The sequence below is a fragment of the Oxyplasma meridianum genome (genome assembly GCF_038024865.1).
In the GTDB taxonomy this organism is placed as follows: domain Archaea; phylum Thermoplasmatota; class Thermoplasmata; order Thermoplasmatales; family Thermoplasmataceae; genus Oxyplasma; species Oxyplasma meridianum.
In genome coordinates, this window is record NZ_CP133772.1 from 154975 (window position 1) to 179138 (window position 24164).

25 protein-coding genes, 1 tRNA gene and 1 pseudogene are annotated in these 24164 nt (G+C 40.5%); 11 read left to right on the plus strand and 16 right to left on the minus strand.

Annotation, left to right across the window (positions count from 1 at the left end; genetic code table 11):
- Positions 1-2: 2 nt before the first annotated feature.
- From OXIME_RS00770 to glgB, 4 genes are read right to left on the minus strand one after another with little or no spacing between them, the layout of a single operon-like run.
- The gene (locus OXIME_RS00770; RefSeq protein WP_393971588.1) at positions 3-1499 is read right to left on the minus strand and encodes a hypothetical protein; all 1497 of its coding nucleotides are present in this window, start codon (positions 1497-1499) and stop codon (positions 3-5) included.
- Positions 1492-3159, minus strand: a complete 1668-nt coding sequence (treS, locus tag OXIME_RS00775) for a maltose alpha-D-glucosyltransferase (RefSeq protein ID WP_393971589.1) — start codon at positions 3157-3159, stop codon at positions 1492-1494. Before treS ends, OXIME_RS00770 begins: the two co-directional genes overlap by 8 nt.
- 5 nt (positions 3160-3164) lie before the next feature.
- The gene (locus OXIME_RS00780; protein WP_393971590.1) at positions 3165-5102 is read right to left on the minus strand and encodes a maltotransferase domain-containing protein; all 1938 of its coding nucleotides are present in this window, start codon (positions 5100-5102) and stop codon (positions 3165-3167) included.
- 4 nt (positions 5103-5106) lie between these two features.
- Positions 5107-7287: a 1,4-alpha-glucan branching protein GlgB gene (gene glgB, locus OXIME_RS00785; protein ID WP_393971591.1), complete on the minus strand. Its 2181-nt coding sequence runs from the start codon at positions 7285-7287 to the stop codon at positions 5107-5109.
- A 181-nt stretch (positions 7288-7468) separates the two neighbouring features.
- On the opposite strand from glgB, the gene OXIME_RS00790 reads away from it, so the two are divergent.
- Both OXIME_RS00790 and OXIME_RS00795 read left to right on the plus strand, forming a co-directional pair.
- Positions 7469-8356 (plus strand): hypothetical protein, encoded by an 888-nt coding sequence (locus tag OXIME_RS00790; protein ID WP_393971592.1) that lies wholly within the window; start codon positions 7469-7471, stop codon positions 8354-8356.
- 105 nt (positions 8357-8461) lie between these two features.
- Positions 8462-9034, plus strand: coding sequence for a hydrolase (locus OXIME_RS00795; RefSeq protein WP_393971593.1), 573 nt, complete (start codon positions 8462-8464; stop codon positions 9032-9034).
- Positions 9035-9085: 51 nt separating this feature from the next.
- Here the strand turns inward: OXIME_RS00795 and OXIME_RS00800 are convergent, their stop codons facing one another.
- A complete protein-coding gene (locus tag OXIME_RS00800; protein ID WP_393971594.1) occupies positions 9086-9427 on the minus strand; it encodes a winged helix-turn-helix transcriptional regulator in 342 nt (113 codons plus the stop codon).
- A gap of 101 nt (positions 9428-9528) precedes the next feature.
- Between OXIME_RS00800 and OXIME_RS00805 the strand changes: the two genes are divergently transcribed.
- A complete protein-coding gene (locus OXIME_RS00805; protein ID WP_393971595.1) occupies positions 9529-10497 on the plus strand; it encodes a S1C family serine protease in 969 nt (322 codons plus the stop codon).
- A 50-nt stretch (positions 10498-10547) separates the two neighbouring features.
- Here the strand turns inward: OXIME_RS00805 and OXIME_RS00810 are convergent, their stop codons facing one another.
- The 3 genes and pseudogenes from OXIME_RS00810 to OXIME_RS00820 form a co-directional block, all read right to left on the minus strand.
- A complete protein-coding gene (locus OXIME_RS00810; protein WP_393971596.1) occupies positions 10548-10976 on the minus strand; it encodes an NUDIX pyrophosphatase in 429 nt (142 codons plus the stop codon).
- A 377-nt stretch (positions 10977-11353) separates the two neighbouring features.
- A complete protein-coding gene (locus OXIME_RS00815) occupies positions 11354-11482 on the minus strand; it encodes a hypothetical protein (RefSeq protein WP_393971597.1) in 129 nt (42 codons plus the stop codon).
- Between the two features lie 73 nt (positions 11483-11555).
- Positions 11556-11660, minus strand: a pseudogene (locus OXIME_RS00820) (hypothetical protein); the annotation flags it as partial.
- A gap of 458 nt (positions 11661-12118) precedes the next feature.
- Between OXIME_RS00820 and OXIME_RS00825 the strand changes: the two are divergent.
- Complete coding sequence (locus OXIME_RS00825) at positions 12119-13057, plus strand: TIGR01777 family oxidoreductase (protein ID WP_393971598.1); 939 nt, start codon at positions 12119-12121, stop codon at positions 13055-13057.
- Positions 13058-13060: 3 nt separating this feature from the next.
- Here the strand turns inward: OXIME_RS00825 and OXIME_RS00830 are convergent, their stop codons facing one another.
- A complete protein-coding gene (locus tag OXIME_RS00830; protein WP_393971599.1) occupies positions 13061-13972 on the minus strand; it encodes an ornithine cyclodeaminase in 912 nt (303 codons plus the stop codon).
- A gap of 83 nt (positions 13973-14055) precedes the next feature.
- Between OXIME_RS00830 and OXIME_RS00835 the strand changes: the two genes are divergently transcribed.
- Positions 14056-14343, plus strand: a complete 288-nt coding sequence (locus OXIME_RS00835; RefSeq protein ID WP_393971600.1) for a hypothetical protein — start codon at positions 14056-14058, stop codon at positions 14341-14343.
- A 23-nt stretch (positions 14344-14366) separates the two neighbouring features.
- Here the strand turns inward: OXIME_RS00835 and OXIME_RS00840 are convergent, their stop codons facing one another.
- Positions 14367-15299, minus strand: a complete 933-nt coding sequence (locus OXIME_RS00840) for a deoxyhypusine synthase (RefSeq protein WP_393971601.1) — start codon at positions 15297-15299, stop codon at positions 14367-14369.
- A 335-nt stretch (positions 15300-15634) separates the two neighbouring features.
- On the opposite strand from OXIME_RS00840, the gene OXIME_RS00845 reads away from it, so the two are divergent.
- Complete coding sequence (locus tag OXIME_RS00845) at positions 15635-16126, plus strand: CopD family protein (protein WP_393971602.1); 492 nt, start codon at positions 15635-15637, stop codon at positions 16124-16126.
- A 328-nt stretch (positions 16127-16454) separates the two neighbouring features.
- Here the strand turns inward: OXIME_RS00845 and OXIME_RS00850 are convergent, their stop codons facing one another.
- Together OXIME_RS00850 and OXIME_RS00855 are read right to left on the minus strand one after the other, a co-directional pair.
- The gene (locus OXIME_RS00850; RefSeq protein WP_393971603.1) at positions 16455-17018 is read right to left on the minus strand and encodes a 30S ribosomal protein S7; all 564 of its coding nucleotides are present in this window, start codon (positions 17016-17018) and stop codon (positions 16455-16457) included.
- Positions 17019-17020: 2 nt separating this feature from the next.
- Positions 17021-17449 (minus strand): 30S ribosomal protein S12, encoded by a 429-nt coding sequence (locus OXIME_RS00855; RefSeq protein WP_393971604.1) that lies wholly within the window; start codon positions 17447-17449, stop codon positions 17021-17023.
- A 185-nt stretch (positions 17450-17634) separates the two neighbouring features.
- Between OXIME_RS00855 and OXIME_RS00860 the strand changes: the two genes are divergently transcribed.
- Positions 17635-18300 (plus strand): hypothetical protein, encoded by a 666-nt coding sequence (locus OXIME_RS00860; RefSeq protein ID WP_393971605.1) that lies wholly within the window; start codon positions 17635-17637, stop codon positions 18298-18300.
- Here OXIME_RS00860 and ychF read toward each other — a convergent pair.
- The 3 genes from ychF to OXIME_RS00875 are packed head-to-tail and all read right to left on the minus strand — an operon-like array spanning position 18295 to position 21002.
- Positions 18295-19461 carry a YchF-related putative GTPase gene (ychF, locus tag OXIME_RS00865; RefSeq protein WP_393971606.1) on the minus strand — a complete coding sequence of 389 codons (1167 nt, stop codon included), beginning with the start codon at positions 19459-19461 and terminating at the stop codon, positions 18295-18297. The two genes, OXIME_RS00860 and ychF, sit on opposite strands and share 6 nt — an antisense overlap.
- A 29-nt stretch (positions 19462-19490) precedes the next feature.
- Entirely contained in the window at positions 19491-19928 is a 438-nt protein-coding gene (locus OXIME_RS00870; RefSeq protein ID WP_393971607.1) for a UPF0179 family protein, read from the minus strand.
- A gap of 15 nt (positions 19929-19943) precedes the next feature.
- The gene (locus tag OXIME_RS00875; RefSeq protein WP_393971608.1) at positions 19944-21002 is read right to left on the minus strand and encodes an NAD(P)-dependent glycerol-1-phosphate dehydrogenase; all 1059 of its coding nucleotides are present in this window, start codon (positions 21000-21002) and stop codon (positions 19944-19946) included.
- A 319-nt stretch (positions 21003-21321) separates the two neighbouring features.
- On the opposite strand from OXIME_RS00875, the gene OXIME_RS00880 reads away from it, so the two are divergent.
- The 3 genes from OXIME_RS00880 to OXIME_RS00890 all read left to right on the plus strand — a co-directional run bounded on the left by OXIME_RS00880 (position 21322) and on the right by OXIME_RS00890 (position 22446).
- Positions 21322-21462, plus strand: a complete 141-nt coding sequence (locus tag OXIME_RS00880) for a hypothetical protein (protein WP_393971609.1) — start codon at positions 21322-21324, stop codon at positions 21460-21462.
- A 15-nt stretch (positions 21463-21477) separates the two neighbouring features.
- The gene (locus tag OXIME_RS00885) at positions 21478-21771 is read left to right on the plus strand and encodes a hypothetical protein (protein ID WP_393971610.1); all 294 of its coding nucleotides are present in this window, start codon (positions 21478-21480) and stop codon (positions 21769-21771) included.
- A gap of 210 nt (positions 21772-21981) precedes the next feature.
- Complete coding sequence (locus OXIME_RS00890; protein WP_393971611.1) at positions 21982-22446, plus strand: universal stress protein; 465 nt, start codon at positions 21982-21984, stop codon at positions 22444-22446.
- A gap of 133 nt (positions 22447-22579) precedes the next feature.
- Here the strand turns inward: OXIME_RS00890 and OXIME_RS00895 are convergent, their stop codons facing one another.
- Positions 22580-23455, minus strand: coding sequence for an isoaspartyl peptidase/L-asparaginase (locus OXIME_RS00895; RefSeq protein WP_393971612.1), 876 nt, complete (start codon positions 23453-23455; stop codon positions 22580-22582).
- Between the two features lie 218 nt (positions 23456-23673).
- Between OXIME_RS00895 and OXIME_RS00900 the strand changes: the two genes are divergently transcribed.
- Positions 23674-23745, plus strand: a tRNA-Val gene (locus tag OXIME_RS00900).
- Positions 23746-24164: the final 419 nt, after the last annotated feature.

The following is a 24164-nucleotide window of genomic DNA, read 5'->3' on the forward strand; positions in this document are numbered from 1 at the left end:
GGTCACGCAGATCCCTTATGATCTTCCCCGGTGGCGGTGGAACTCTCAAGAATGTCCATAACCGGGATCAGTGGTATTTCTATCCAGGCAGGCCTGTTATTGATCTCATACAGCAGTTCATATGATGCTTTTTCCAGTATGTATAAGTCTAAAAGTTCATTGAATTTTTCACTGTCATCAGAAAAAATTTCAGGGCATCCTGTGAACGCTTTCCTATAAGAATCAATCAAGGTCTCCCTCACCTTCCTCAGCAATATTTCCTTATCTTTAGCCAGCCTTTTGTTTCCTGTCTTCAAAATAATATAGGATACCAAGTAGTCCATGGATCTGATTATGCCGGCAAGATCCTTCATTGGGGACTGCTTTTTCCTTCTCTCCTCCATTGATCTCACGGGCTCCCCCTCAAAATCTATGATGTAGAATGAATCCCTCCATATGAGTATCTGGCCAAGATGGTAATCTCCATGCACCCTGATCTTTTTCATTCCTGATAGGGCCAATCCGGAAAGCATTCTTTCACCCAATGCATTCAAATGGATTTTTCCGACTATTTTTAAAAATCTTTCCGTATATTTTTCATTTTTTTCAATATATGGCTTGAGGAGTTCAAAACACTCCCTTATATAACTGAGAGATCCAGTTACAATATCATGCAGATCACTTAACTGCACTGGTTCCGGCCTGAATGCCCCCTCCTCTATATGTGAGAGTGATCTGTGCATGCTGCCAGTGATTCCTCCAAGTTCTTCTCCAAGTCTGACAATATCACATTTCAATAATGGAAATGTCTCCGGTTTTTCTGCAAGTGATATGAATTTCCCAGTATAGTATGACCACGCATCTACTGATCCATCCAGGAACTCTGAACAACCGGCCAGGTATAATCTCATCCCCTTCCCTTCATACACAGCATACCCCATTGGCATGGGTACGTTGCTGAACCCTGATCTCACCCTCAGTGCCAAGGCCATCTCCAGATCTGGATTTTCACCGCTCTGAAGATATCTGTAGTTCTTTACGATAATCCCTCTGTCCACTATGGAGGAACTGTTGCTCTGTTCAGATTTTACTGTTTCAAATTCCTGGAATGCCGGCATTCTGAAGAACCCGGTTTTTGAGAACTTCACTGTCCCCGCCATCCCTTTTATCTCAGATTCTGCGGCTATGCCAAGAATCATGGCCTTTGTATAAGCAGGCTGGAAGAAAGCATCACACAGAAACATTCTCAAGCCTCTAAAATCAATTGAGGCTATTGTGCCCTCCTCCTCCTTTAATGAAATAGCCAGCGGGAAAGAATAAAGTGCACTCCCCCCTTCGTGAAAGCCTATTTCTAAGATAAGTATAAAAATGAGATCTTGGGAATCCAGTGTTGCAATGTCCAAAACCTTAATACTCTCAGGTGCAAGGGACTTCTGTCCGAACCATCTCCTGTTTCTTATATAATTGAGAAGCTTTTCTCCGGTTTCTCCGCCTAGATCTTCAGGGTGAAGATCAATCATCAAAATCCCTCTCATCGTCCTGATCCGGGACTGTAAGGTTCAACCAGAAGAAGGATCTGGGGGAAAGTGTAAAGAAATAGGGGAGATCTCCAATTCGGGGGAATGGAGCCTTTGTTATGGCTTCCAATGGTTTAAGGCCCTTGAACTCAGGAAGGTTCAGTTCCACATATGTAGGTCTTCTGGAGAGGTTGTATATGCATAGCATTCTCTGATCCTCAAATTCTCTGACATATACCAGCACCCTTCTGTTTTTCTGTTCTATAAATCTGATCTTGCCTCTTCCCAGGAGTTTTGAATAATTTTTCCTCACCCGAAGCATTTTCTTCATCCAGTTGAGAAGTGATGAATTGAGTCTCAATTCAGATTCCACATTAATGCTTTCATAGTTGTAGTTGGGGTTTGTTATTACCGGTGAGTAAAGCTGCTCGCTATCCACCATAGAAAATCCGGCATTACGATCATGTGACCACTGCATGGGGGTCCTTACCCCGTTCCTGTCTCCAAGGTATATATTATCCCCCATACCTATCTCATCTCCATAGTATATAATGGGGCTTCCCGGAAGCGAAAAAATAAGGGCATTCAAAAGTTCAAGTGTAGCGCGGTCATTATCCACCAGAGGTGCAAGCCTTCTTCTTATACCAAGATTAAGTCGCATTTTGGGAAGTTTGGCATACTCTTGATACATGGTATCTCTCTCATCATCCGTGACCATTTCAAGTGTAAGTTCGTCATGATTCCTCAGGAAAATGCACCAATCACAGTTTTCGGGAATGTCAAGTGTCTGGTTTATAATATTCACGATGGGATAACCGTTTTCCTTGGCCAGTGAAATAAACATTCTTGGCATCAGTGGGAAATTGAACGCCATGTGGAATTCATCTCCATTTCCAAAATATTCTTTTGCATCAGTCGGCCACTGGTTTGCTTCAGCCAGAAGAATGCATCCGGGAAATTCCTCGTTTATCATTTTCCTGATCTCCTTGAAGTAGGCATGTGTCTCAGGAAGGTTTTCGCAACTGGTCCCCTCTCTTTCATAGAGGTAAGGGACAGCATCGCATCTGAACCCATCCAGTCCTATGCTAAGCCAGTACCTGATCACGTTCTTTATCTCCTCCCGCACTTCAGGATTATCATAGTTTAAATCAGGCTGATGACTGTAAAACCTGTGCCAGTAATACTGTTTGGAGGTTGGTTCCCATGTCCAGTTGGAAAGCTCAGTATCTATGAATATGATCCTTGCATCCTTATACTTCTGGTCTGTGTCGCTCCATACAAACCAGTCCCTTTTTGGAGAATTCCTGCTTTTCTTAGCCTCGATGAACCATGCATTCTGATCAGAAACATGGTTGAGAACAAGATCGGCTATGACCCTTATTCCCAGGTCATGGGCATCCTTTATGAATGCCTTGAAATCATCCATTGTACCGTAATCAGGCTGAATGGTATAGAAATCTGATATGTCATATCCGTCATCCTTCATTGGAGATTTGTAAAATGGGAGGAGCCAGAGGCAATCTACGCCCAAATCATGCAGATAGGGGAGCTTGAGCCTCAGGCCATTGAAATCACCGAAACCGTCCCCTGTTGAATCATAAAACGATTTTACAGGCACTTCGTAAAAAACAGCATCTCTATACCACAAAGGATTGTCTTCCATGCATCTCACCTTTCCACTTTCAGTATGTGTGCAGGTCTCTCTCCAGGTATGAGTCTCACATAATTATACTCTCCATTCCATACGTAAAGATCACCTGTCAGAAGGTCTCTCACCTTGTAAGGTTTTGATTCATCTGCACCGACAAGTGAAAGAGGCACCCTAACCGTGGCTGAATGGACCTGGTCAGGGTTGAGATTCACGGCAACCATGAGAGCCTCTTTTCCATCATTTGACTGCCTTGTGTAAAATATTATGTTTGGATTGTCGCTCTGGTGAAACTGAACGTTCCCAATGGACTGGAGAGCTTTCTCAGATCTTCTTATTGCATTCAGCTTTGTTATGAGTTCTCTTATATTGCCCGGTTCATCAAAGTTTCTGTTCCTGATCTCATATTTCTCAGAGTTTAGGTATTCCTCTGTTCCAGGAACAGCCTGGTTCTCGCAGATCTCAAAGCCGCTGTATATCCCCCAAAGTGGAGAAAGAGTTGCTGCAAGAACTGATCTAAACATGAAGGCTGGCCGTCCCGCTTTCTGGAGTATTGGAGGAAGGATGTCTGGTGTGTTTGTGAAGATCATGGGACGGAAATGGCTTTTCAATTCCGGGGAGGATAGTTCCGAAAAGTATTCCCGGATCTCAAAATCATAATTCCTCCAGGTGAAATAAGTATAGGACATTGAGAATCCTATTTTTGAAAGTTCATACATTAATTTAGGCCGGGTGAAGGCTTCGGCAAGAAAAATCACATCATCATGATCTTTTTTCACCTCATTCAAAATCCATTTCCAAAAATCAAGGGGTTTGGTGTGGGGATTATCCACCCTGAATATTTTTACACCCTTTTCTATCCAAAAAAGAATAACGCGCTTCAGTTCTTTCCAGAGATTCTCCTTTTCAGGTGAATCGAAATTCAAAGGATATATGTCATAGTATTTCTTTGGAGGATTCTCTGCGTATCTTATTGTGCCATCAGGTCTATGGTAAAACCATTCCGGGTGATCCTTGACGTATGGGTGGTCTGGTGAGCACTGGAATGCAAGATCCATTGCAATCTCCAGCCCCTTCTTTTTAGCAACATTTATCAGGTGAATGAAGTCATCCATTGTTCCTAAATCAGGGTTTATGGCATCATGCCCCCCGAAACTGTTACCAATTGCCCAAGGGCTTCCCGGATCGCCAGGCATTGCTTTCCTTGCCCCATTTTTCCCCCTTCTTTCTGTTATCCCTATGGGGTGTATTGGGGTCAGGTAGAGGACGTCAAATCCCATTGACGAAATATAATCAAGTTTTTTTTCGCAGTCCCTGAATGTACCAGATACACCTGGTTTATTCCCCTGGGATCTGGGGAAGATTTCATACCAGCTTGAAAATCCTGCTTTTACCCTGTCAACACTCACCCTCATCACAGGGGAAAATGTTGTAAGATCTTTCTTTTCTCCATACTGCCTGACAATTGATAGCAATCCTGGGTCGTTAAGAAGATGGGGGACGTCTGCAGGGTCGCTTCTTCCAATTGCTGCGATCTTCTTCCTTATGAATGCTGAATCCTTGCTTCCGCATCTCGTTGCAATATCCTTCAGCATGGATATGGCCACCTTCAGGTCTGCATCAATACTTTCCCCACCCATAATCCATGAAGCAATGTTTCTGGACTGAGTGGCAAACTTGTCAACCCAGGCTTCAATTGTGTATTCATAAAAACCTGTTGTCGGAATCTCAAATCTTCCTGACCATCGGTCATTATCTTCCAGTTGCATGGGAATTGATTCCCAGACGGCACTCCCCTGAGGCCTGAATTTTAAATTGGCGCTGATGAGATCTGTTCCATGAGTGAAAATGTCAGCCTTTACCGTGAATTTATCTCCCACCACGGCTTTTGCACTGAATTTTCCGCATTCCAGCTGGGGCCATACATTCTCTATGGCAATCCTTCCATCACTTTCCATTGTTCTATTCCTCCCTTAAGAAGAAAACAGATCCAAGTGGAGGTAATGTGATCTCTATGGAATCCGGCCTTCCATGTGATCCATTTCCATTGGAATACACCCCCCCATAATTTCCCACTCCGCTTCCTCCGTAGTGTTCTGAATCCGAATTGAATATCTCCTTGTAGAAGCCCTTTCTGTTGACACCTATGACATAATGGCTCCTTGGAACAGGAGTCATGTTAAACACCGCTATAATCTCTTTGTCTCTGCTGATATCCATCCTCATGAAGCTTATTACTGTATTATTTGAGTCGTTGAAGTCAATCCATTCAAATCCTCTGTGATTGCAGTCCAGCTGGTGCATTTCACTGTATTTGCCATATATATGAGCAAGATCGGTTATCATCCTCACTATTTTCTTCCTTTCATCCTGTTGTGCTTCATCCCACTTCAGCTGGTCAAGGGCATTCCACTCCTCAATCTGCCCGAATTCATTTCCCATGAATATGATCTTTTTTCCTGGGAATGCAAACATGTATGAAAACAGAAGCCTTATGTTGGCAAGTTTCTGCCAGTTGTCCCCAGGCATTTTCTGGTATATAGAACCCTTTCCGTGCACTATTTCGTCATGAGATATGGGAAGTATGTACTTCTCGCTGAATGCATACCACATGGAAAAGGTCAGTTTGCCAAGATCAAATTTTCTGTATATTGGATCGCTGGAAAAAAATCCAAGTGTATCATGCATCCAGCCCATATTCCATTTGTAGTCGAATCCAAGTCCGCCAAGTTCAACAGGGCTTGTGACTCCACCCCAGGCGGTTGATTCCTCTGCCACTGAGACTATTCCGGGAAAATATTCGTGAATCTTAGTATTCAGTTCCCTGATAAACGCTATTGCCTCCAGGTTTTCGCGGCCTCCGTATCTGTTTGGTATCCATTCTCCAGGTTTCCGTGAGTAATCCAGGTAGAGCATGGATGAAACTGCATCAATCCTTATTCCGTCAACATGGTATTTGTCAATCCAGAAGAGTGCACTGGAGATCAGGAAGTTTCTCACCTCGTTCCTTCCGTAGTTGAATATCCTTGTCCCCCAGTCCGGGTGTTTTCCCATCCTTGGGTCCGCATGATCATAAAGGTGTGTGCCGTCGTACATGGAAAGACCATATCTGTCGTCTGGGAAATGAGCTGGGACCCAGTCGAGAATAACTCCAATCCCATTTTCATGAAACTTTTCCATAAAGTACATGAAGTCATGGACATCCCCATACCTCGATGTGGGGGCATAATAGTTCACAACTTGATACCCCCAGGATTCGTCAAGAGGATATTCAGTTATGGGCATTATCTCTATATGGGTAAATCCCATCTTCTTAACGTACTCAACAAGATGGTCAGCTATTTCTCTGTAGTTCAGAAACGTGTTGTATGGCCCTCTTTTCCACGAACCAAGGTGTACTTCATATATTGCCATAGGCATTTCACGGTATGACTGCTTGTCCCTACCATCCACCCAGCCTTGGTCATTCCAGCTGTGATCCAAACTGGTAACTATGGATGCAGTTCGTGGCCTTTTCTCAGTGTAAAATGCATAAGGGTCAGTTCTTTCACTCACATCGCCTCCCATCTTCGATTTTATTGCGAACTTGTAAAGCTCATTTTCCCCCAGTCCGGGTACAAACAACTCCCAGAGACCGGATTGGCTCACATTTGCCATTGGATGCATCCCCTGTGTCCAGTGGTTGAAGTTACCAACAACGGAAACAGATCTGGCATTTGGTGCCCACACTATGAATCTTACCCCCTTCACACCATTTATAGTGATAATATGAGACCCCATTGTTTCATAACTTTTATAGAGTTCACCCTTTTTGAAAAGGTAGAGATCAAATTCACTCAATGAAGGTTGAAATGCATAGGGGTCTTCTGAAGTGTTCACATATCCGCTTTCATCACTGTAGGCTATCCGGTATCCTCCAGACATCTTTTTATCAGAAGTCTCAAGGAAGAAGAATCGATCCCTCTCCATCTTCATCTCAATCTTTGTACCATCGTTTGAAAATATTACCCAGGATCTTTTTGCAATTGGAAGATACGCCCTGATAATTACCTTCCCATCCGATGCTGTATGGGGCCCGAGATACTGAAATGGGTTATCACAATCCATATCTCTTATCTGTTTCATGAATTCTTCTTTATTCAAATCGATGCACCTTTTTATTACATTTAACATTGTTTTATCTGATATATATATTGTCCAGTGGCATGATTTTTAAATACCAGTCAATATAAAAATATAAAATGTTTGCGATTTTTTTGTATATAAAATAAACGCCTGATTTTTAAGCCTAATCAATAATATGTTTTTAAGAAATGTTGTTAGCATGATATCACGAAATAGAAAATTTCTCATAATACTGGGTTCAATCTGGCTTCTGGATGGCCTTATGCAGTTCAAGCCCCTCATGTTCACACAGAATTTCGTCACTTCAGTGATATGGCCGAATACCTGGTATCAACCTATGGACATTGCATACCCCATATATTTAGCAGGAAAAATTATCCTGATCAATGTTACAGGTTTCGATATTATTTTTGGATCAATACAGGTAGCAATAGGGCTTCTGCTTATAACTGGAAAGTATACGAAAGCGGTGATCATATTCTCAGTCATATGGTCAGTTGCCGTATGGTGGATAGGCGAGGGGTTTGGATCACTATTCACAGGACAGGCATCTCTTCTTACTGGTGCACCGGGAGCAGTAATCCTCTATGCTCTGGTGGGAATCATTCTGTACCCATCGAGAGATGCCGAAAAAGCAGAAATAAATTCAAGGAAAATTGCAAGATATTCGCTTGGATTTCTGTTCATAATGGGTTTCATATTGCAGATGCAGCCATACTATTTCATTAGCAGAAATGTAACATGGAGTCTATCAGTTAACTGGTTTTTAAAAATGTCCGGGTTTCAGTCTCTTCTTTTTGACTTTTTTATTGCAGGGTTGTTTCTTTGCACCGGCATTGGTTTCATCATTTTCAGGGATAGAAAGAATATCTTTTCATACATATCCATAGCTCTTTCCATCTTCATATGGATTCCTGGTGAAATGTTTGGCCAGATATATACAGCTTTGGGAACAGATCCAAACAGTGGTGTAATTCTACTCATCCTTTCACTGATGTCAATGTATCCCATAAGACATGCAGTAACGCATCCATTACCCGGAAGTAGTGTTCCGGCGATACGTACTGTGAATTTCCAAAAATTTTGATTCCATAATAATCATTATCTTTTTCAGTTTTTATCCAATAGATCCAGAGACTCTCCATGTCTGCTGAAGCCTTACATTATAAATAGAAAAACCCAATGAGGATGCATGGATTCTAATACTCTAGACAGGAAAAAAACTGCACTTGTTGTAATAGATCTGCAGAAAGGAATAGTATCTATGCCAACAAAACCCTACAGCACATCTGAGGTTGTAAAAAACTCGGCCATACTCGCTAAAAAATTCAGAGAAAGCAACATGCCTGTTTTTCTGGTTCATGTCTATTCCGATGTTGAAACCTCACTCCATCCCCTGAATGATTCAGGACAGATGAGGAGGGGTGATATGCCCCAAGACTGGCATGAATTCGTCCCTGAACTGGAAAGATCCAGGAACGATATAATAATAACAAAGAAACAGTGGGGAGCGTTTTATGGAACTGATCTTGACCTGCAGTTGAGGAGAAGGAAGATTGATACAATAGTTCTCTGTGGAATAGCCACAAAATACGGGGTGGAAAGCACAGCAAGGTTTGCTTATGAATACGGATACCAGCAAATATTCCCTGAGGATGCAATGTCTGATCTTTCAGAGGAATCACACAAAGATTCGGTAGAATTCGTGTTGAAAAGAATCGGTCTGGTAAGAAAGACTGAAGAGATCCTTAAATGGATCATTTAACGGCTTGGTAAATAATTGTCAAGCGTTGCACACCTGCCATGGTGCTAAGAATCAACTCTCAGCATGGGTCCCCATAAACTCCCAGAATTCCATGATAATCCTGTGGAATTCAAGCCCTCTGGAAGTAAGGGAGTATTTCACCCTCACCGGCTTATCAGGTATTATTGTTCTTTCAACAATTCCATATTTTTCCATAATGTCCAGGGTCTGTGATAGAGTTGTGGAATTTATTTCACCTATTTTCTTTTTCAGTTCATTGAATCCGGAGTAATCTTTCTCCCCAAGTGCATATATAACCGGAAGGGTCCAGGATCTCATGATCTCCCGATATTTTTCAAGCATTGCAACATTCTTCAAAGGAGGCTGCAGGTGCATCAATTTCAACTGAGTCAATTCAACTTCACCTGGTCAATTCCTTAAAACTTTCCAATATATTAACTTAAAGGTTATCTTGGATAATGTCCCCTTGAAGAAAGGGTGCAGGAAGTGAATATATGGATGGATTGAAAGTTCTTCAGGAAAGTATTGTAAATGCTGTGGAGACGCTTCAGGACTCTGTGGTGAGCATCAACAGCCTAAAGATCAGCAGGGACCTTAGATATGGCCTTTCTCCCACAAAAGGATCCGGTTCCGGGTTCATTGCAACCACAGATGGCTATGTGATAACCAATAACCATGTAATAGAAGGTGCGGAGAACGTTGAGGTTGTATTAAACTCCGGCGAAAGCTTTGAGGGTGAGGTAGTTGGTTCTGATCCGCAGACGGACATTGCAGTGGTTAAGATAGATGCAGAGGGGCTGAAACCTGCAAAAATGGGTGATTCCGACAACCTGAAAGTAGGGCAGCTTGTTTTTGCGGTTGGAAACGCCCTTGCACTTCCCGGAGGACCTACAGTTTCAATGGGTGTTATAGGTGCAAAGAACAGGCCAATGCCATGGGCGGATTTTATATTTGAAGGCCTAATACAGACAGATGCAGCCATAAATCCGGGGAACAGCGGTGGGCCACTGGCAGATATAGATGGAAATGTAATAGGGGTGAACACAGCCATGATTCCATTTGCACAGGGAATGGGATTTTCAATCCCGGTAAACACGGTAAAGAGGGTAATGGGAGATATAATATCGGATGGGTATGTAAAAAGGCCGTGGCTGGGAATATCTGGGGTTGATCTTGGAAGAAGTGATCACAAGATGAATAGATCCTCAATAAAAAAAGGTGTTCTCCTGGTCAGGGTGGATCAGTGGTCCCCAGCTTATGAAGCTGGGTTGAGGCCTGGAGATATAATAACGAAAATGGGAGATGCAGAGATAACCGACATGAGAACTCTCATAGAGAAGTTGTCTAGTGCTCAACTGGGATCAAATCTGGATATAGTGTTTTCAAGAAATGGCAGAAAATACAAAACATATGTTGATATCAGGGAAGCCAAAGAAAAAGGCACCATAGTCAGAATACAGTAACCTGGTGCATTAAAGCAGGAGGGAAGTTATAATTCCCAAACTGCAGAAAATTATTTTTTTAGATTTTCCATTACAGCTTCAATTGCCCTTGAGTTTGTTTTCCACTTCATTAATTCTATAGCTTCTCTGTCAGAACACCACTTGAAGGTTTCATGCTCAGGGTAGACATTTTTGGTAATATCCACAGGAGTACCTTCTTTTATTTTTGCGAAAAATACTGTCTCCTCAACTTCCATATCTCTAGCATCTCTGTATTCGAAGGAAAAAAGCTGTCCGAATTCCAGTATCTTATCCCTTCCTATTCCGGTCTCCTCTTCAAGTTCCCTGTATGCAGCATTTTCCAGTGTTTCCCCATCCTCAATGGCACCGGTCACATTCTGCCAGATACTTCCTTTACTGGGTATTCTCCTGAGTACAAGAAATTGAGGTTCTTTAATCATGGTGTAAACCACGACCTGGACTTTCCTAATTCTATCCATGACTGGAAATCCCATTTTCACTCTTATGGTTTACCTGCCATGGTGCTATAATTTTTCAGCATAACCACTTTGTTCATTAAACCTTTATCACAGACTAAACCTGTGCGGCATGGTTTGTAAATTTGTCTATTTATGAGAAACTGCTAAATTAGGCTGTTGTTATTTTTAAATCAGGAAACTTTTCAATAGATTCAGAAGCAATATCCAGGCAGATGGAAAAGCAAATTTCCAAAAGCATAATATCAATCCTCAGCCTAAATTTTTCAAATCTCAGGGATCAGATGATTGCCATTATGGGCATCTTCAACATCTTTTTAGCAAGAAATTCAATGATAAAGGGCTCATAAAATACACTGAATGTGCTATCTTTTCTGAAATCATATCTGCCCTTCCCCCGCCAATCTCAACTGCCATCCATGTATAATATATGCACTTATTTTCCATCCTCCAGATACTCTAACCCTTTTCCATGAAGTGGTACCAAGAGGAATGTTTTCATTATCCATCCAAGAAGGATTAAATGTTGTTTCCAGAAATATTTAATATAAGGGGATGCAAAGGTCAATCTGCTTAAGGATCTTAATGAGAACAGAGTTTTCCAAGATATTCGAGAACAAAACCATGTAACTGCCTTTTTGTCTTAAGCAAGAAGCCAGAAACATTTTTTAGTTGAGACCTTTGGAATCTATAATAAACTTATGCAGGCTACTGGAAAAATTAACATCATCCATTACCATTGATTTCAAAAAAAGAATATTTAGAGGTTTTATAATATCCCTGCATTGGTCTTTGCCAATATTGACTGAATATGCATTCCCAAGTTTAGTGTGGGGTAGTGAGGCATAACAATTTCAATCTCTCTGGAAAGAGGCTTCTGAACTGGAATATAAGCATTAAGATCTATACATCCATTTTTGAGAAAAAGACTTTTTTCGGCATTGTAAATCGAACTTCCTGGCAGAATTAAGGAGATCAAGGTCCAGGTCGAGTGCCAGAATGCACTGCATGTAATGTTTTGTGTCGAATTTTATAGAAAGAATAAATGTATGAATCATTCAACATTATTATTTTAAATATGCAAATAAATAAAATAGCCAAAAAAATTTTATATCATTTTATATGTGTATTCATGATTATAAGACATGGTTTCAGAGGAATCCTCTCCTAAGGTTATGGTTTTGGGTGCAACAGGATGCATAGGCAAAGCAGTGGTTGCAGGTTTGAATAGATCAGGTTACAGCGTAATCATAGGATCAAGGGACCCTGAGAGGGCAAGGTTGGCCTTTCCTGAGGTAAATTTATTCATTGAATTTAATTATAAAAAGAATACAGGTCTAAGTGAGTCAATGGATGGTGTTTATGCGGTAGTAAACCTCACAGGTGCTAATATTTTTCAGAGATGGACTGGAGGATACAAAGAAGAGATTGTGGCAAGCAGGGTGGAATCAACAAAGATGATTGTGGATGCGATGAGAGGTTGCAAAACAAAGCCATCTGTTCTTGTAAACGGATCTGCAGCAGGAATATACGGGTATGAAAGGGTAACGGATGAACCCATGACTGAAGAATCAAAGCCTGGCAATGACTTCTGGGGAGATCTGGTCTCAAAATGGGAGGCCGAGGCCATGAAGGCTCAGGATCTTGGGATAAGAGTTGTCACAATAAGGACTTCCGTGGTTCTCAGTTCTGACTGTGGTGCCCTTCCTCAGCTTGTTGGCATCTTCAATAAGGGCATAGGTGGGCCCATAAGGCCTGGGACCCAGTGGTTTCCATGGATTCACATTGATGATGAAGTGTCAATCATAGTCAACGCTGTAAGAGACAGTTCATACTCCGGGCCCATCAACGCAAGTGCACCAGATGTTCCCAGGATGAAGGAATTTGCACATACTCTTGGAAAGGTGCTTGGAAAAAGTTCCAGATTCCCCATTCCTGTATTTATCATACGGTTGGCTTTGGGGGAATCTGCCGGTGTTCTTGGCAAAGGGACCAAAGTTATACCGGATAAGGCTTTGAAACTTGGATTTGAATTTAAATATCCATACCTAGGTCCGGCACTGGAAAATCTTCTGAAAAAGTGATTTTTAGATAAGGTTCATCTTCTTCAGCAACAGATATCCCGTGGCTATATCCTCAAGCCCAATTCCCATGGTTTTGAAAACGGTTCTCTGCTTTCCGTAATACTTTTCTCTGTTAACCACCAAATCCTTTAGCTCCACAGGCTTTCCGCCGCTGTTTTTAACGAAATGAATCATCTCACCGGATTCTTTCAAACTCTGTTCAAGATGTTCTGTAACAACAAGATCACTTTCAGAGAGCACGTCATCCGCTGCTTCCTGTCTCATTGGTATGTTTCCGCCGCACAGGTTTACGTGGTATTCATCACCAAGATCAGATCTGCTGAAAATAGCCTGGTTTGAATCTGTTATACTGTTCACAAGTGTAATATCTTTCAAGGCAGATCTTGCAGTCTCTTCAGCCCTTACATCTACGCCAAATTTACGGCTCATCTCATCAGCGAATTTCTTTGCATGGCTGTAATTTCTCGAATACACCTTCACCATATCCACATCAAACTGTGAAAGCATTCCTTGGATCTGTGTCTGAGCCTGGAAACCAGACCCTATTATTGCAAGGTTGTGTTTCTTTCCCTTAACAAGGATCCTTGAAGCCATGGCAGGAAGAGCCCCTGTCCTTATCTGCCCTAGCCGGTTGGCATCTATGATGGCAAGAAGTTCGTCCTTTCTCTGATCGAAGATCACTACTACAAACTTTGCCCCGTTTTTGCCAGCAATATAGGTCTTCATGCCAGCAATGCCAAGTTGTGAATCTATGGCAGGCATGGTGTTGTAAACTGTTCCATCAAGTATTAGCCTGTCTCTTGCGGATGCCATAGCTTTGCCTTCACCATAATGAACAAACGTTTCCTGCAGTGCATCAACCACTTCCTCCATCTTAAGGTTCCGATCAACCTCATCTTCCGTTATATAAAACATAGAATTATGATGTAAAACTGAATATTATGGCTTTGCATGGCTGACAACAAATATGTGTAAATAGCCGGCTGCAATATGAAAAAATGGGTCCATCAATAGATGCAAAGAAACTGAGAGACTATGTGGCAGAAACCAACTCATACACACTTTATGAACACGATGGGTTGGTGGAACTCAGGTTTTCCCCAGAATTTCCTGAAGCAATGGGGCACCTGCCTGAAGGGCAGAGCGTTGAACACATAATGCTGGGAAAAGAGGAAAATGGAAGGATATCATTTTACAGATTCATAACCAGAAGTGCATTTGGGGAGACATCAAGCGAGATGAGTGACGAAGACGATCCCATAATGGAATGGCTTAAATATATATAAAATCTGGAAACGACTATTAAATCTCAAAGGAAAGGTCCAAGAAGAAGTGGTAGTATTACTGTGGCATCACCATATATGTTTGCAAATTCTGCATCCTCCCTAATTTTCTTCCATGAAATTGCCTCTTCAAGTTTCGCCCCTGAAAGCGATCCATCGTACTCCTGGGCAGTGGTAACGTACACTGCGTAGTCCAGTCCTCCCCTGAACTGGTTCCACCATATTGTGTGGTGCTTTGAAATGCCTCCTCCTACCATTAGTGCCCCTGTCTTCTTTGCCTCAAATATTATGTCTGATAACATGTGCTCATCTGCAAGCAGGTTGATCTTGAAATCCCTGTTTCTTTCATAAAAAGACCACAACTGGGAACCAAAGGAACCATCGGTTATACCGGGCACAAAAACTGGAATGTCATTCTTTGCTGCATTATAAAGAATTGAATCCTTATTGTTTATTCTCAGGCCAGCTTCCTTAATAAGGTCAACTGCACTCCATTCCTTCTTTATTGAGTAGAGGTCTTCTATAATGTTCCCAACCTTTTCTTCAATTATAATCCCATAGCTCTCATCTGGTATGAATACGTTTCCCAACCTGTTTATACCTAACTTTCTCAATTCCCTATCGCTGAAGTCGAAACTTCCGGAGTAATAATCTGTATAAGTCCTTGCAATATCATGATCAAGCATTCCGTTGGTTGTTATAATCACATCAACAAGCTTCTTTCTTACCAGATCGTTGATAATTCCTCTTGTCCCTGTGGATATTATGTCAGCTGGAAAGGAGAGAAATGTCGTATTTTCCTCACTAAACATTTTCTTTAAAATGTCATAACCACTCCTTACTTTTGCAGCGGTAAATCCGCCAGTGTCCTTGAATGATTCCATGAGTTCCCTGATTGTGGTTTCCGGGCCAATTTTAAGATCGCGAACTTTCCTGTTTAGGAGATCCTGTTTTTTCACAGACCATGATTGCTTAAATCCTAAAATCTTTAACTTTTTAATAGAACTATCCAAATGTGTAAATCGTTTTTTGAAGTTAACAACTTTAGTTAGATGTAGGGTTTTAAATTCTCTTCTTATCAAGGTATTATGAATTTGATGAATTTGCAATGGGGTTGTAAGAAAAATGTCTAACCATTTAAAGCGCCATATATCAAAATCTGGAAAAGAACCATATTAAATTGTTTTTTATGGAACCGGGCAAGAATACAGGATGTCTTACTGTTACGATTGCTTGTTAATATTAAACAGGAGAACGCTGTAAAAATTAAATTATCATAATGTTATTGCGTATAATGCTGTTGCTGGATATTGTAGTCCTCTGGATTCACATTTTTGCCGCAATGATTTTCATCGGAGGTTCTTTTTTTATATGGCTGGTAGTATGGCCAGGCGTGTACAAATATACACAGGACAGTAGAGAGCATGCTCAGATTGTTGGGAAAATAGCCAAGAGGTTTGCGTGGTTCACCCACATATCTCTGATAACTCTAATTGTAACAGGTTTATTCAATCTGACATGGTATCTACCATCATACTCAGCCCTGTTCGATTCTGAGGGGGGGAGAGCACTGCTTGTGAAAATGATACTTGTTGTCATTATGATAGTAATAATTTACGGTAATAATCTCTATCATGGAAAAAAGATAGTTAGACTGAGCAAGGAGGGAAAGATGGATGAGGTTCAGAAAATAAGAAAAATATCGCACATGATGTCTTTCATATCTCTTGCCCTTATGGTTATAATCGTTCTTTTGGCAACCTCGCTGCAATTCCTCCCCACTTAACTCTCTATTTTTTATTTTGAATTTCCAACGCAAAATTTCTTAATTTTTGATAAAAAAGTGAATTTTGATGTATATTTGATCCTTAACAGAAACAAATCATTCTTTTCTTCTGCCAAGTTATTGAACAACATTTTTTCCTGAACATATAATATAAAATTAAATGTTAATATGGCAAGTCTTCAGAAACAAGGTAATTTCAAATATTTAAAGCTTTATAACTAAAATCCACCAATATTCATTTTATTATATTTTTCTTATATAATTGAAAAGGTTTTGACAGTTATATTACAATAGTTTAAAAAAATTGATTTTGGAGAGATATATGTGCTTACCTGGCTGAAGCAGCTATTCTCTCTATCTCCTCTTTCTTGTTCACCGAGAAAGAGGTTGTATCATTTCTCGAGGCACCGAGAATTTCATCTGCAAGGCAATTTGCAATGGGCTTCTTGCTCTTGTATGATGCATTTGTAGCACCGATTGCAATATTTCTAAGAGCAACATCTACTCTTCTTGAAGGTGCCACATCCACGGCTTTTGGAACCGCGATGCCTCCGTATTTAAGTCTGGTAACCTCTTCTCTTGGTGCAGCATTCTCTATTGCATTTACCAGTACCTGAACCGGGTTCTGTTTGGTTTTCTCAGCAATGATTGTAAACGCGTCCTTCAGGACTCTGTAAGCTCCGTATTTCTTTCCAGTCCATTTCTCGGTTCTCATCAGTTTATTCAGAAGCCTTTCGATTGTGTTTATGTTCCTCTTTCCTGCGGAATAACTTGAAAATCTCCCTGCAGTATGGAGATTCAGGTTTGTGTTAAGGTTGATGTACTTCATCAAGCCTGTGTCATGTACCTCAACATCGTTTGTTGTATATTCTCCCAGCAATTTCAGTTCCATCTTTACCTCACCGTCTTCTCTTTTCTTCCCTTGACAAGCTCATGTAGTGATATGCCGTTTACTTTTGATACTTTGTACCTGACCCCCGGGATATCCCCTTTTGACCTTCCCTGTCTTCCTCTTATTCCTTCCACAAGGACCTCATCATGCTCATCAATATAGTTAATAGCGCCATCACCAGGAGCAAATGCAGTAATCTGCCTTCCATTTTTTATAAGCTGAAGCTTTACACATTTCCTTATTGCTGAATTCGGCTGCTTTGCTTCAATTCCTATCTTTTCAATAACTATACCTTTGGCTGAAGGGGCACCTTCTAAAGGATCACTTTTTTTCTTTAAGCGCAATACTCTTCTCTTGTAGTTACCATCAGACCATCTATATCTCTTTCTGGTGGAAATTAATTTTTTTCCTGCGTTTTCTCCATTGGCCAATTTATCACCTGTTTGATTTGTAATTTAGCGATATACGGTTAATTAAAAACAGTATATAACATCTCTCTTTAATCCCCTGCCAATGTTATAACTCTTCGCAATGCTTCATGAACCTTCATCACAAAACAGATAAATAAACTCCATCTAAACAGTTTAATAGAGTTTTTTCCTTAAGTAGATCACAGATGAGTCAGCCTGAAAAAGTAAAAACTTACAATAAAATGATTCCTGTAATCATAGTGGTTATTGTGGTTGCAGTTGGAATAGTGGCATTTCATTTCAGCAACCCCACTGCTTTGCCGGTGGATACAGATAAGGCGGATTACAATGTCAATAACACTTACGAAATAGAATTGAGCACTGCTATAAGCAATACGAGCATAGTAAAGGGCAATAACATAACAGTGGTTCTGGCAGTCTCCAATCTTGACTCTTCCGACAATCTCATGGATTTTTCTGCAACATACCCTTCATTTAAAGGAAATTATTCATTTCCAAATCCCGGGGATGGATATCTTCCAATGGGAATAGCCGTATTACCAGGTAATTACAGTGCAGACAACATGAGTAATGCAACCCCACTCCAGATCTCTCCTCCTTCAGCAGCAGATGTAGATTCACAAGCGATAAACCAGTATGAGTTTTTTCCCGCATCAACAAGTGCCATTGCATACACTGATACTGGGCAGCAAGAAAGGGTGGACTTCTCTGAAAAACTTTCACTGGGTGGATCTTATCCAGGAAACTCAACTCAGTTGACCTATTTTAATCCTGGGGCATATACTGTTGTAGGTGCCGATGGATGGGGCATGGTCACTATTCTGCATTTCACAGTCTTAGATCAATCATGATGCTTTTGCTACGATTCTTATTATGTCTCCGTCACTGAGAACGTGGTCTTTCCCTACAACTCTTCTGGTCTTAGCATCTATTGCCCTTATGAATCCATTGCCTATATCGGTATGAATACGGAAAGCAAGTTCAAGAGCAGTCGTTCCCTCCGGTACAAGGAAGGCATCGGGCAGGATATTTCCCGCCTTATCTGTCCACTGGCTCTCATCATAGACAGGGAAGACAACAATATATTTCAGTCTGTCAGTAACAACGGAAGCTAAGAATTCATTGATCCGGGAAACCCATTTCTCAGAAAAGAATGACCTGATCTTTTCCAGTGCCATTTTGATCTTTTCAGGTACATTTCCCGATATTTCAAAATTGGATTCAAGCGATGAGATCATGGAGTGCGAAAAAGCTTTCTGCATTGCAAGTTCGTAGTCTCCGGATACCATTGTGCAGTTGTTCACAATGGATCGTATTCGGTAAGCAGTTTTCTCGTCAATGAGATCTGCTTTATTGCCCAGAGGAATAAGGGATTTGGATACAAAGAGAATATCTCTAGAAAGCTGAACGAAATCATCCTGACTCCACAGTGTCAGTTTACTGGGATAAGCGCTTCTTCCCAGTATGACTGCAATCTGTTTTTCGTTTATCCCCATTGATCCAATCTTTTTAAGGAGCGATCTTTCTATCCTTTCATCTGATGAATCAGCCTTTTTGGCGAATCTCTCCCAATCCCTTGAGATCTTTGAAGAAAGCCATTTTACCATCTCCATCTCAATACCAAGGAACTCATCATATCCGGGTGATGTTCCGCCATTACTTATTGGAAAATCAGAAAGATCAAAAATATGTATCAGTGCATCTGCATCCCTGATGTTGTCAAGGAACTCATTTCCCATCCCTTTCCCTTCACTTGCCCCTTCTATGAGTCCAGGAACATCTATTATCTCAATGGGAACATATCTTGTACCATTTATGCATGTTCCTTCTCTGGGCTTGCATTTCTTTCCAATGATCTTTTCAGGGCATGGAGTTGGAATCAGTGCTATTCCAAGATTTGCTTTAACAGTTGTAAAAGGGTAGTTGGCAATATCCACAGTGTTGCTTGTCAGTGCAGAATATACTGTGGATTTTCCAGCATTCGGTTTCCCTATGAGTCCTATTTTTAGCAACAGTACCAGATTACCTGTTATTTAAAAAATCAGTGCATCCTGACTGCTACTCTCCTCATGTCGTATCCCTTGGGGCAGTCAAGCTTTTCCTCTATTTTAACAACTTTTGCTTTCACTCCCTGTCTTGTAAAACTCAGGTTGCACCTCTCTATATTCGGGCAGGTATAATGATCGCACTCCATGGATTTGGTTGTTATGGTGGATCCTTCCTGAAGTTTTCTGCCGTATTGCATATTGAGGTACTCCTGAACCTCCTCCACCTCCACCGTAGCCACCTGATCCTTATCGAATACAAAACAGGAGTTACGCTTTTCCCTCACAGCTGTTATCCTGTAAGTTCGTCCAGGTTCAAGGTTGAAGCAGACATTCTTTATTCTGCATTCAGCACATCCAATAAGGGGGGTAACAAAAGTGAATTCCAAACCTTCTTTAGCCAAGTCTACGCCAATCAACGAAATTTTTGCCATTTTAAACACTCGCCTTTAAATTATTCCAGTTGTTTCAAGTACTTTCTCTGCAGCCTCAAGGCTGAGATCACGTTCACCAAGAATTGTATAGCGATCAGGTCTTATGGCATGTGCTGTACTTACTGATTTTATCATAGTCATTTCATCAATGCTGTAATCTCTGGCCTTTACTGAAAGTCCGAATTTCTGGTAGGTATTAATAAGGGATTGCCAGTCTCCTCCATGCAGAAACATGGAAACAACTGATCCTATTGCGCACTGTTCCCCGTGTATGGAGTTTCCAGGATTGTATTTTTCTAGTGCGTGTGCAATGAGATGCTCACTTCCGCTGGCAGGTCTGGATGTGGAGGCTATGGCCATTGCTGTTCCGGATGCAAGTATCTGCTTGGTGACTAACCATACGGATTCCTCAACACCAGGCATAATAAGCTGTGCCTTTTCCACCAGCTCTCTTGCTGCATATTCTGAAATTGCTGCAGCGCTTGAACTGAAATCCTCCCCGTGCAACCTTGCTGATAGTTTCCAGTCCAGTATTGCCGTAAGGTTGGATATAACATCCGCTGCCCCTGCAGCAAGATATCTGAAAGGTGCCTTTACAAGAACAGCAGTATCAGCTATTATCGCCACAGGCATTGAACCCTCTTCAGAAACACTTAGTTTATTGGATCTTATGGAAGCCCTTGGAGAAGCTATTCCATCATGACTTGGTGACGTTGGTACACTAACAAAAGGAACATTAAGATCAAAGGCAGTTTTTTTAGCAAGATCAATCTTGGTGCCGCCTCCCACACCTATGATTATTCCCGCTGAAACTTCCTCAGCAACTGCAAGAGAACGACTTAGATTTTCTCTGTCGGCTTTTCCAAGCTTCAAGCAGACAACCTCGGTATTATTATCCTGAAGAATGGCTTCTACATCTTTCCCGGCTAGAGCATAAGTTATATCTCCAGTCAATATAAGCGCCGGTCCAAATTTTAAATTCTGGTTGACCACTTGAGCAACGTTTTCAAGAACACCGTGTCCCACAAACACATCTCTGGGGAAATGCATGGTCTTGAACTTTTCGAATTCCATTCTGGATTCCATGTGTATGACACATATAAAGATTCACACTGGTGATGAAATTTATTTTTATAAAAAAGCATTATCGTCACGGAAAAAATCAGAATGAAATTTCATTAAGGACATTTTCTAAAACCCCTATTTATTCTCATGTATTCCATAATTAATTCAGAATTCACATGTTTTTAATAATCCATATAACATAGGATAAATTGCATAATTAATGACCTAATTATTCATGGGCAATTTATCACTTCTCATGTACATAATAAATTAAGGTCTCATTGAGAGATACAATCAGTTGAAGAGGTTTAAAGATAGAGGTGCTTATATGAAAAATATAATGGATTGGGAGAGGATAAAACCCATATTGAATAATCTTTACAGGAATGATACAGGAAAATATGGAAGACCAAACTTTGATCCCGTATTCATAATAATATTCATGATAATCATGATCCTAAGATCATGATCCTTCAATCCCCGTATGGCCCTGTTGATGAGGCAATGGAAATGGAATCTCTATTCCAATATCATGTTCATCAACATTTGGGAATATCCTGAGACCATGAGTATCACTAGAAAAAGATCAAGATGCAAAAGACCATATTCTGTCATAAAGGAAATATTCCATGGTGTCCATGTATTTGTAATTACAGTATCAAGGGTAAATTCCAAAAAACATGTTCATGTGCCATGTTCACAATATCATGTGCGTGATAAGAATGAAAAAGAGGAGAATGATAGCATGAATTATGGAATTATAGTAGGAAAAGAATAAAAAGTGGAAATTGAAAATAAAAAACAATCATTCATGGATAATACGGCAAAGACGGCAAAGAATTCATAACATTTTACCTAAACATGAAAAGAGAGGCAAAATTAATAAATTGTTGGGAATTGCCACCGACAATTGTGATTAAGAATAATATAAAGTAATAGGATTAAAAGAAAGCTATATGATTTAAATTCTTCTTAAATATGTACAAGTATGAAAATAATGGTTGCTTTCGATGGGACGAATTCTTCTATTAATGCTCTGAACTATGCCTTGGACCTTAAAAATTCCAGCGATGGGTATCTTATCATCTATTCAATTTCTGAGAATAAGGTAATCCCTCCGTATTTTGGAGAATACAGCGGTGATTTCTACAACGAAATGGTGGAAAAGGATAAGGAAACTGCGGAAAGTGTAATGGATATGGCAATGCAAATAGCGAAAAAACATGCCGTAACTCCGGATGTTGAGATTGTGGATATGCCTGATGTTGATACGGCTGATACAATTCTAAAAACCGCATACAAATTTAAGGCAGATATGATAGTTATGGGCATGCGCAGACTGGGGCGGGTTGAAAAATTCATACTTGGTTCTGTCAGCGCAAAGGTTATAGAGCGCAGCAAAATACCAGTGCTGGTAGCACCACCAAAAACCGAAGAAACGGAAAAGAAATAAATCACCGGATCCGTTTGATCATCGGCGCATTAAACTCCTGAAAGATGTTACAGAGCGCCATGAATTACACAACACATAATCATACACAAAGCAACATTTTTAATGTCGGTTTAAGTCAATAATTCCGAATTTCTCACATGGAATTTTCTAATTTTAATCCTATGCCCATGCCCTTGTTTGCATAATACCCATGTTCATCTGCACTTACAGCTATAACTCCCGCTATTACACCTTTAAAAAAACCTATTTCTTCTTCCATGATCTTTTCAAGAGATTTTGTGCCAATCTTTTCATGAATCCTAAAACATAGAAGTCTTCTGCTTATATCTTCCCCTATCCCTGTTGCCACCACAGCACCATTTTCACCAGCGTATATACCTGCACCGAATATTGGAGAATCACCAATTCTTCCTCTAAGCATGGGTGAAGATCCACCGGTGGAAACGGCTGCTGCAAATTTTCCATCGATTCTTGCGACAGAACCAACAGTATCACATGAATCGCTTAGGAACCGGCTAAAATCAGTTTTTGTCATAAGTTTACTATATTTTGAATGACCTTCCCCATTCGGGTCATTTACTGAGTTCAATGCGATTTTCAGTCTGTTTTTTGCCTTTTCCGTGGAAGGATCATATTCTTTGTATCCCAGCAGTCTGGCAAACTTTATTGCTCCATCTCCAGCAAGCATAGTATGAGGTGTAAGATTCATAACATCTCTTGCAACAAGCACTGGATTTTTGACCGATTCTATTGCAAGGACCGATCCGAATTTTCCCGGAATAGCAACAGCAGCGTCCATCTGTATGCTCCCGTCAATTCTCATTACGGATCCTGTACCTGCATTGAAATCTGGGTCATTTTCCATAATAACAACTGCATTTACTGCGGCATCAAGAGGATCCAATCCCAACTCTACCGACCCAGCAATTGAATTAAGTTTCTTATTGGCACTGTCAACCAGTGAATTGTCTATTCCAACTCCACCATGTAGAAGCAGGATATTACGCATGGTCAGGCATATTTGTTCTTTAAATAAATTTATGCAGGTTGAATTGGCTCAGGAATCTTTTTCAAACATATTATAAGATACAATCTTTACCAACATCATAAATTTCAATCATACAATCAATTCAGGCAATATAGTCAGTAAATTTAAATAATCTCTTTAAATATTGGTTGGCATCTGCATTTGTGGGATGTCAGCCAGTACCGTATTTAAAAAATGAAGGGCTCGTAGTCTAGCGGTATGATGTCTCCCTGACACGGAGGAGGTCACCGGTTCGAATCCGGTCGGGCTCATTTAATTTTGGGAGATATATATAAAACTTTAAAATATGAATTATTAAAACAAAACAATATTTATAATTTATTATAAAAATATTTCTATGTTTTAGTATAATACTAAATCTATATGCTAGATAATAAAAATATTATAACACAGGATACATTAACAGGACTTAAAAGAAAATATTGATAAAATTATGCCACTTGTAAAAATACTAAATGCAAAACTGGCAGTTTCAATGCCATTACGCTTAGATTATAAATGGTTAAGTGAGGATCAGCAAATAGGTTTGTCAGAAAAAAAGTAAGGCCCAATTTATATAGCTCCTGGTATTTCCTGGCAGATAGAGAGCATTGCAGGAATTAGGGGTGCAAAGATAACTGCACCCTTATTTGAAGTTATATTTGAAGTGCGATTATGGGATAGCAGGAGA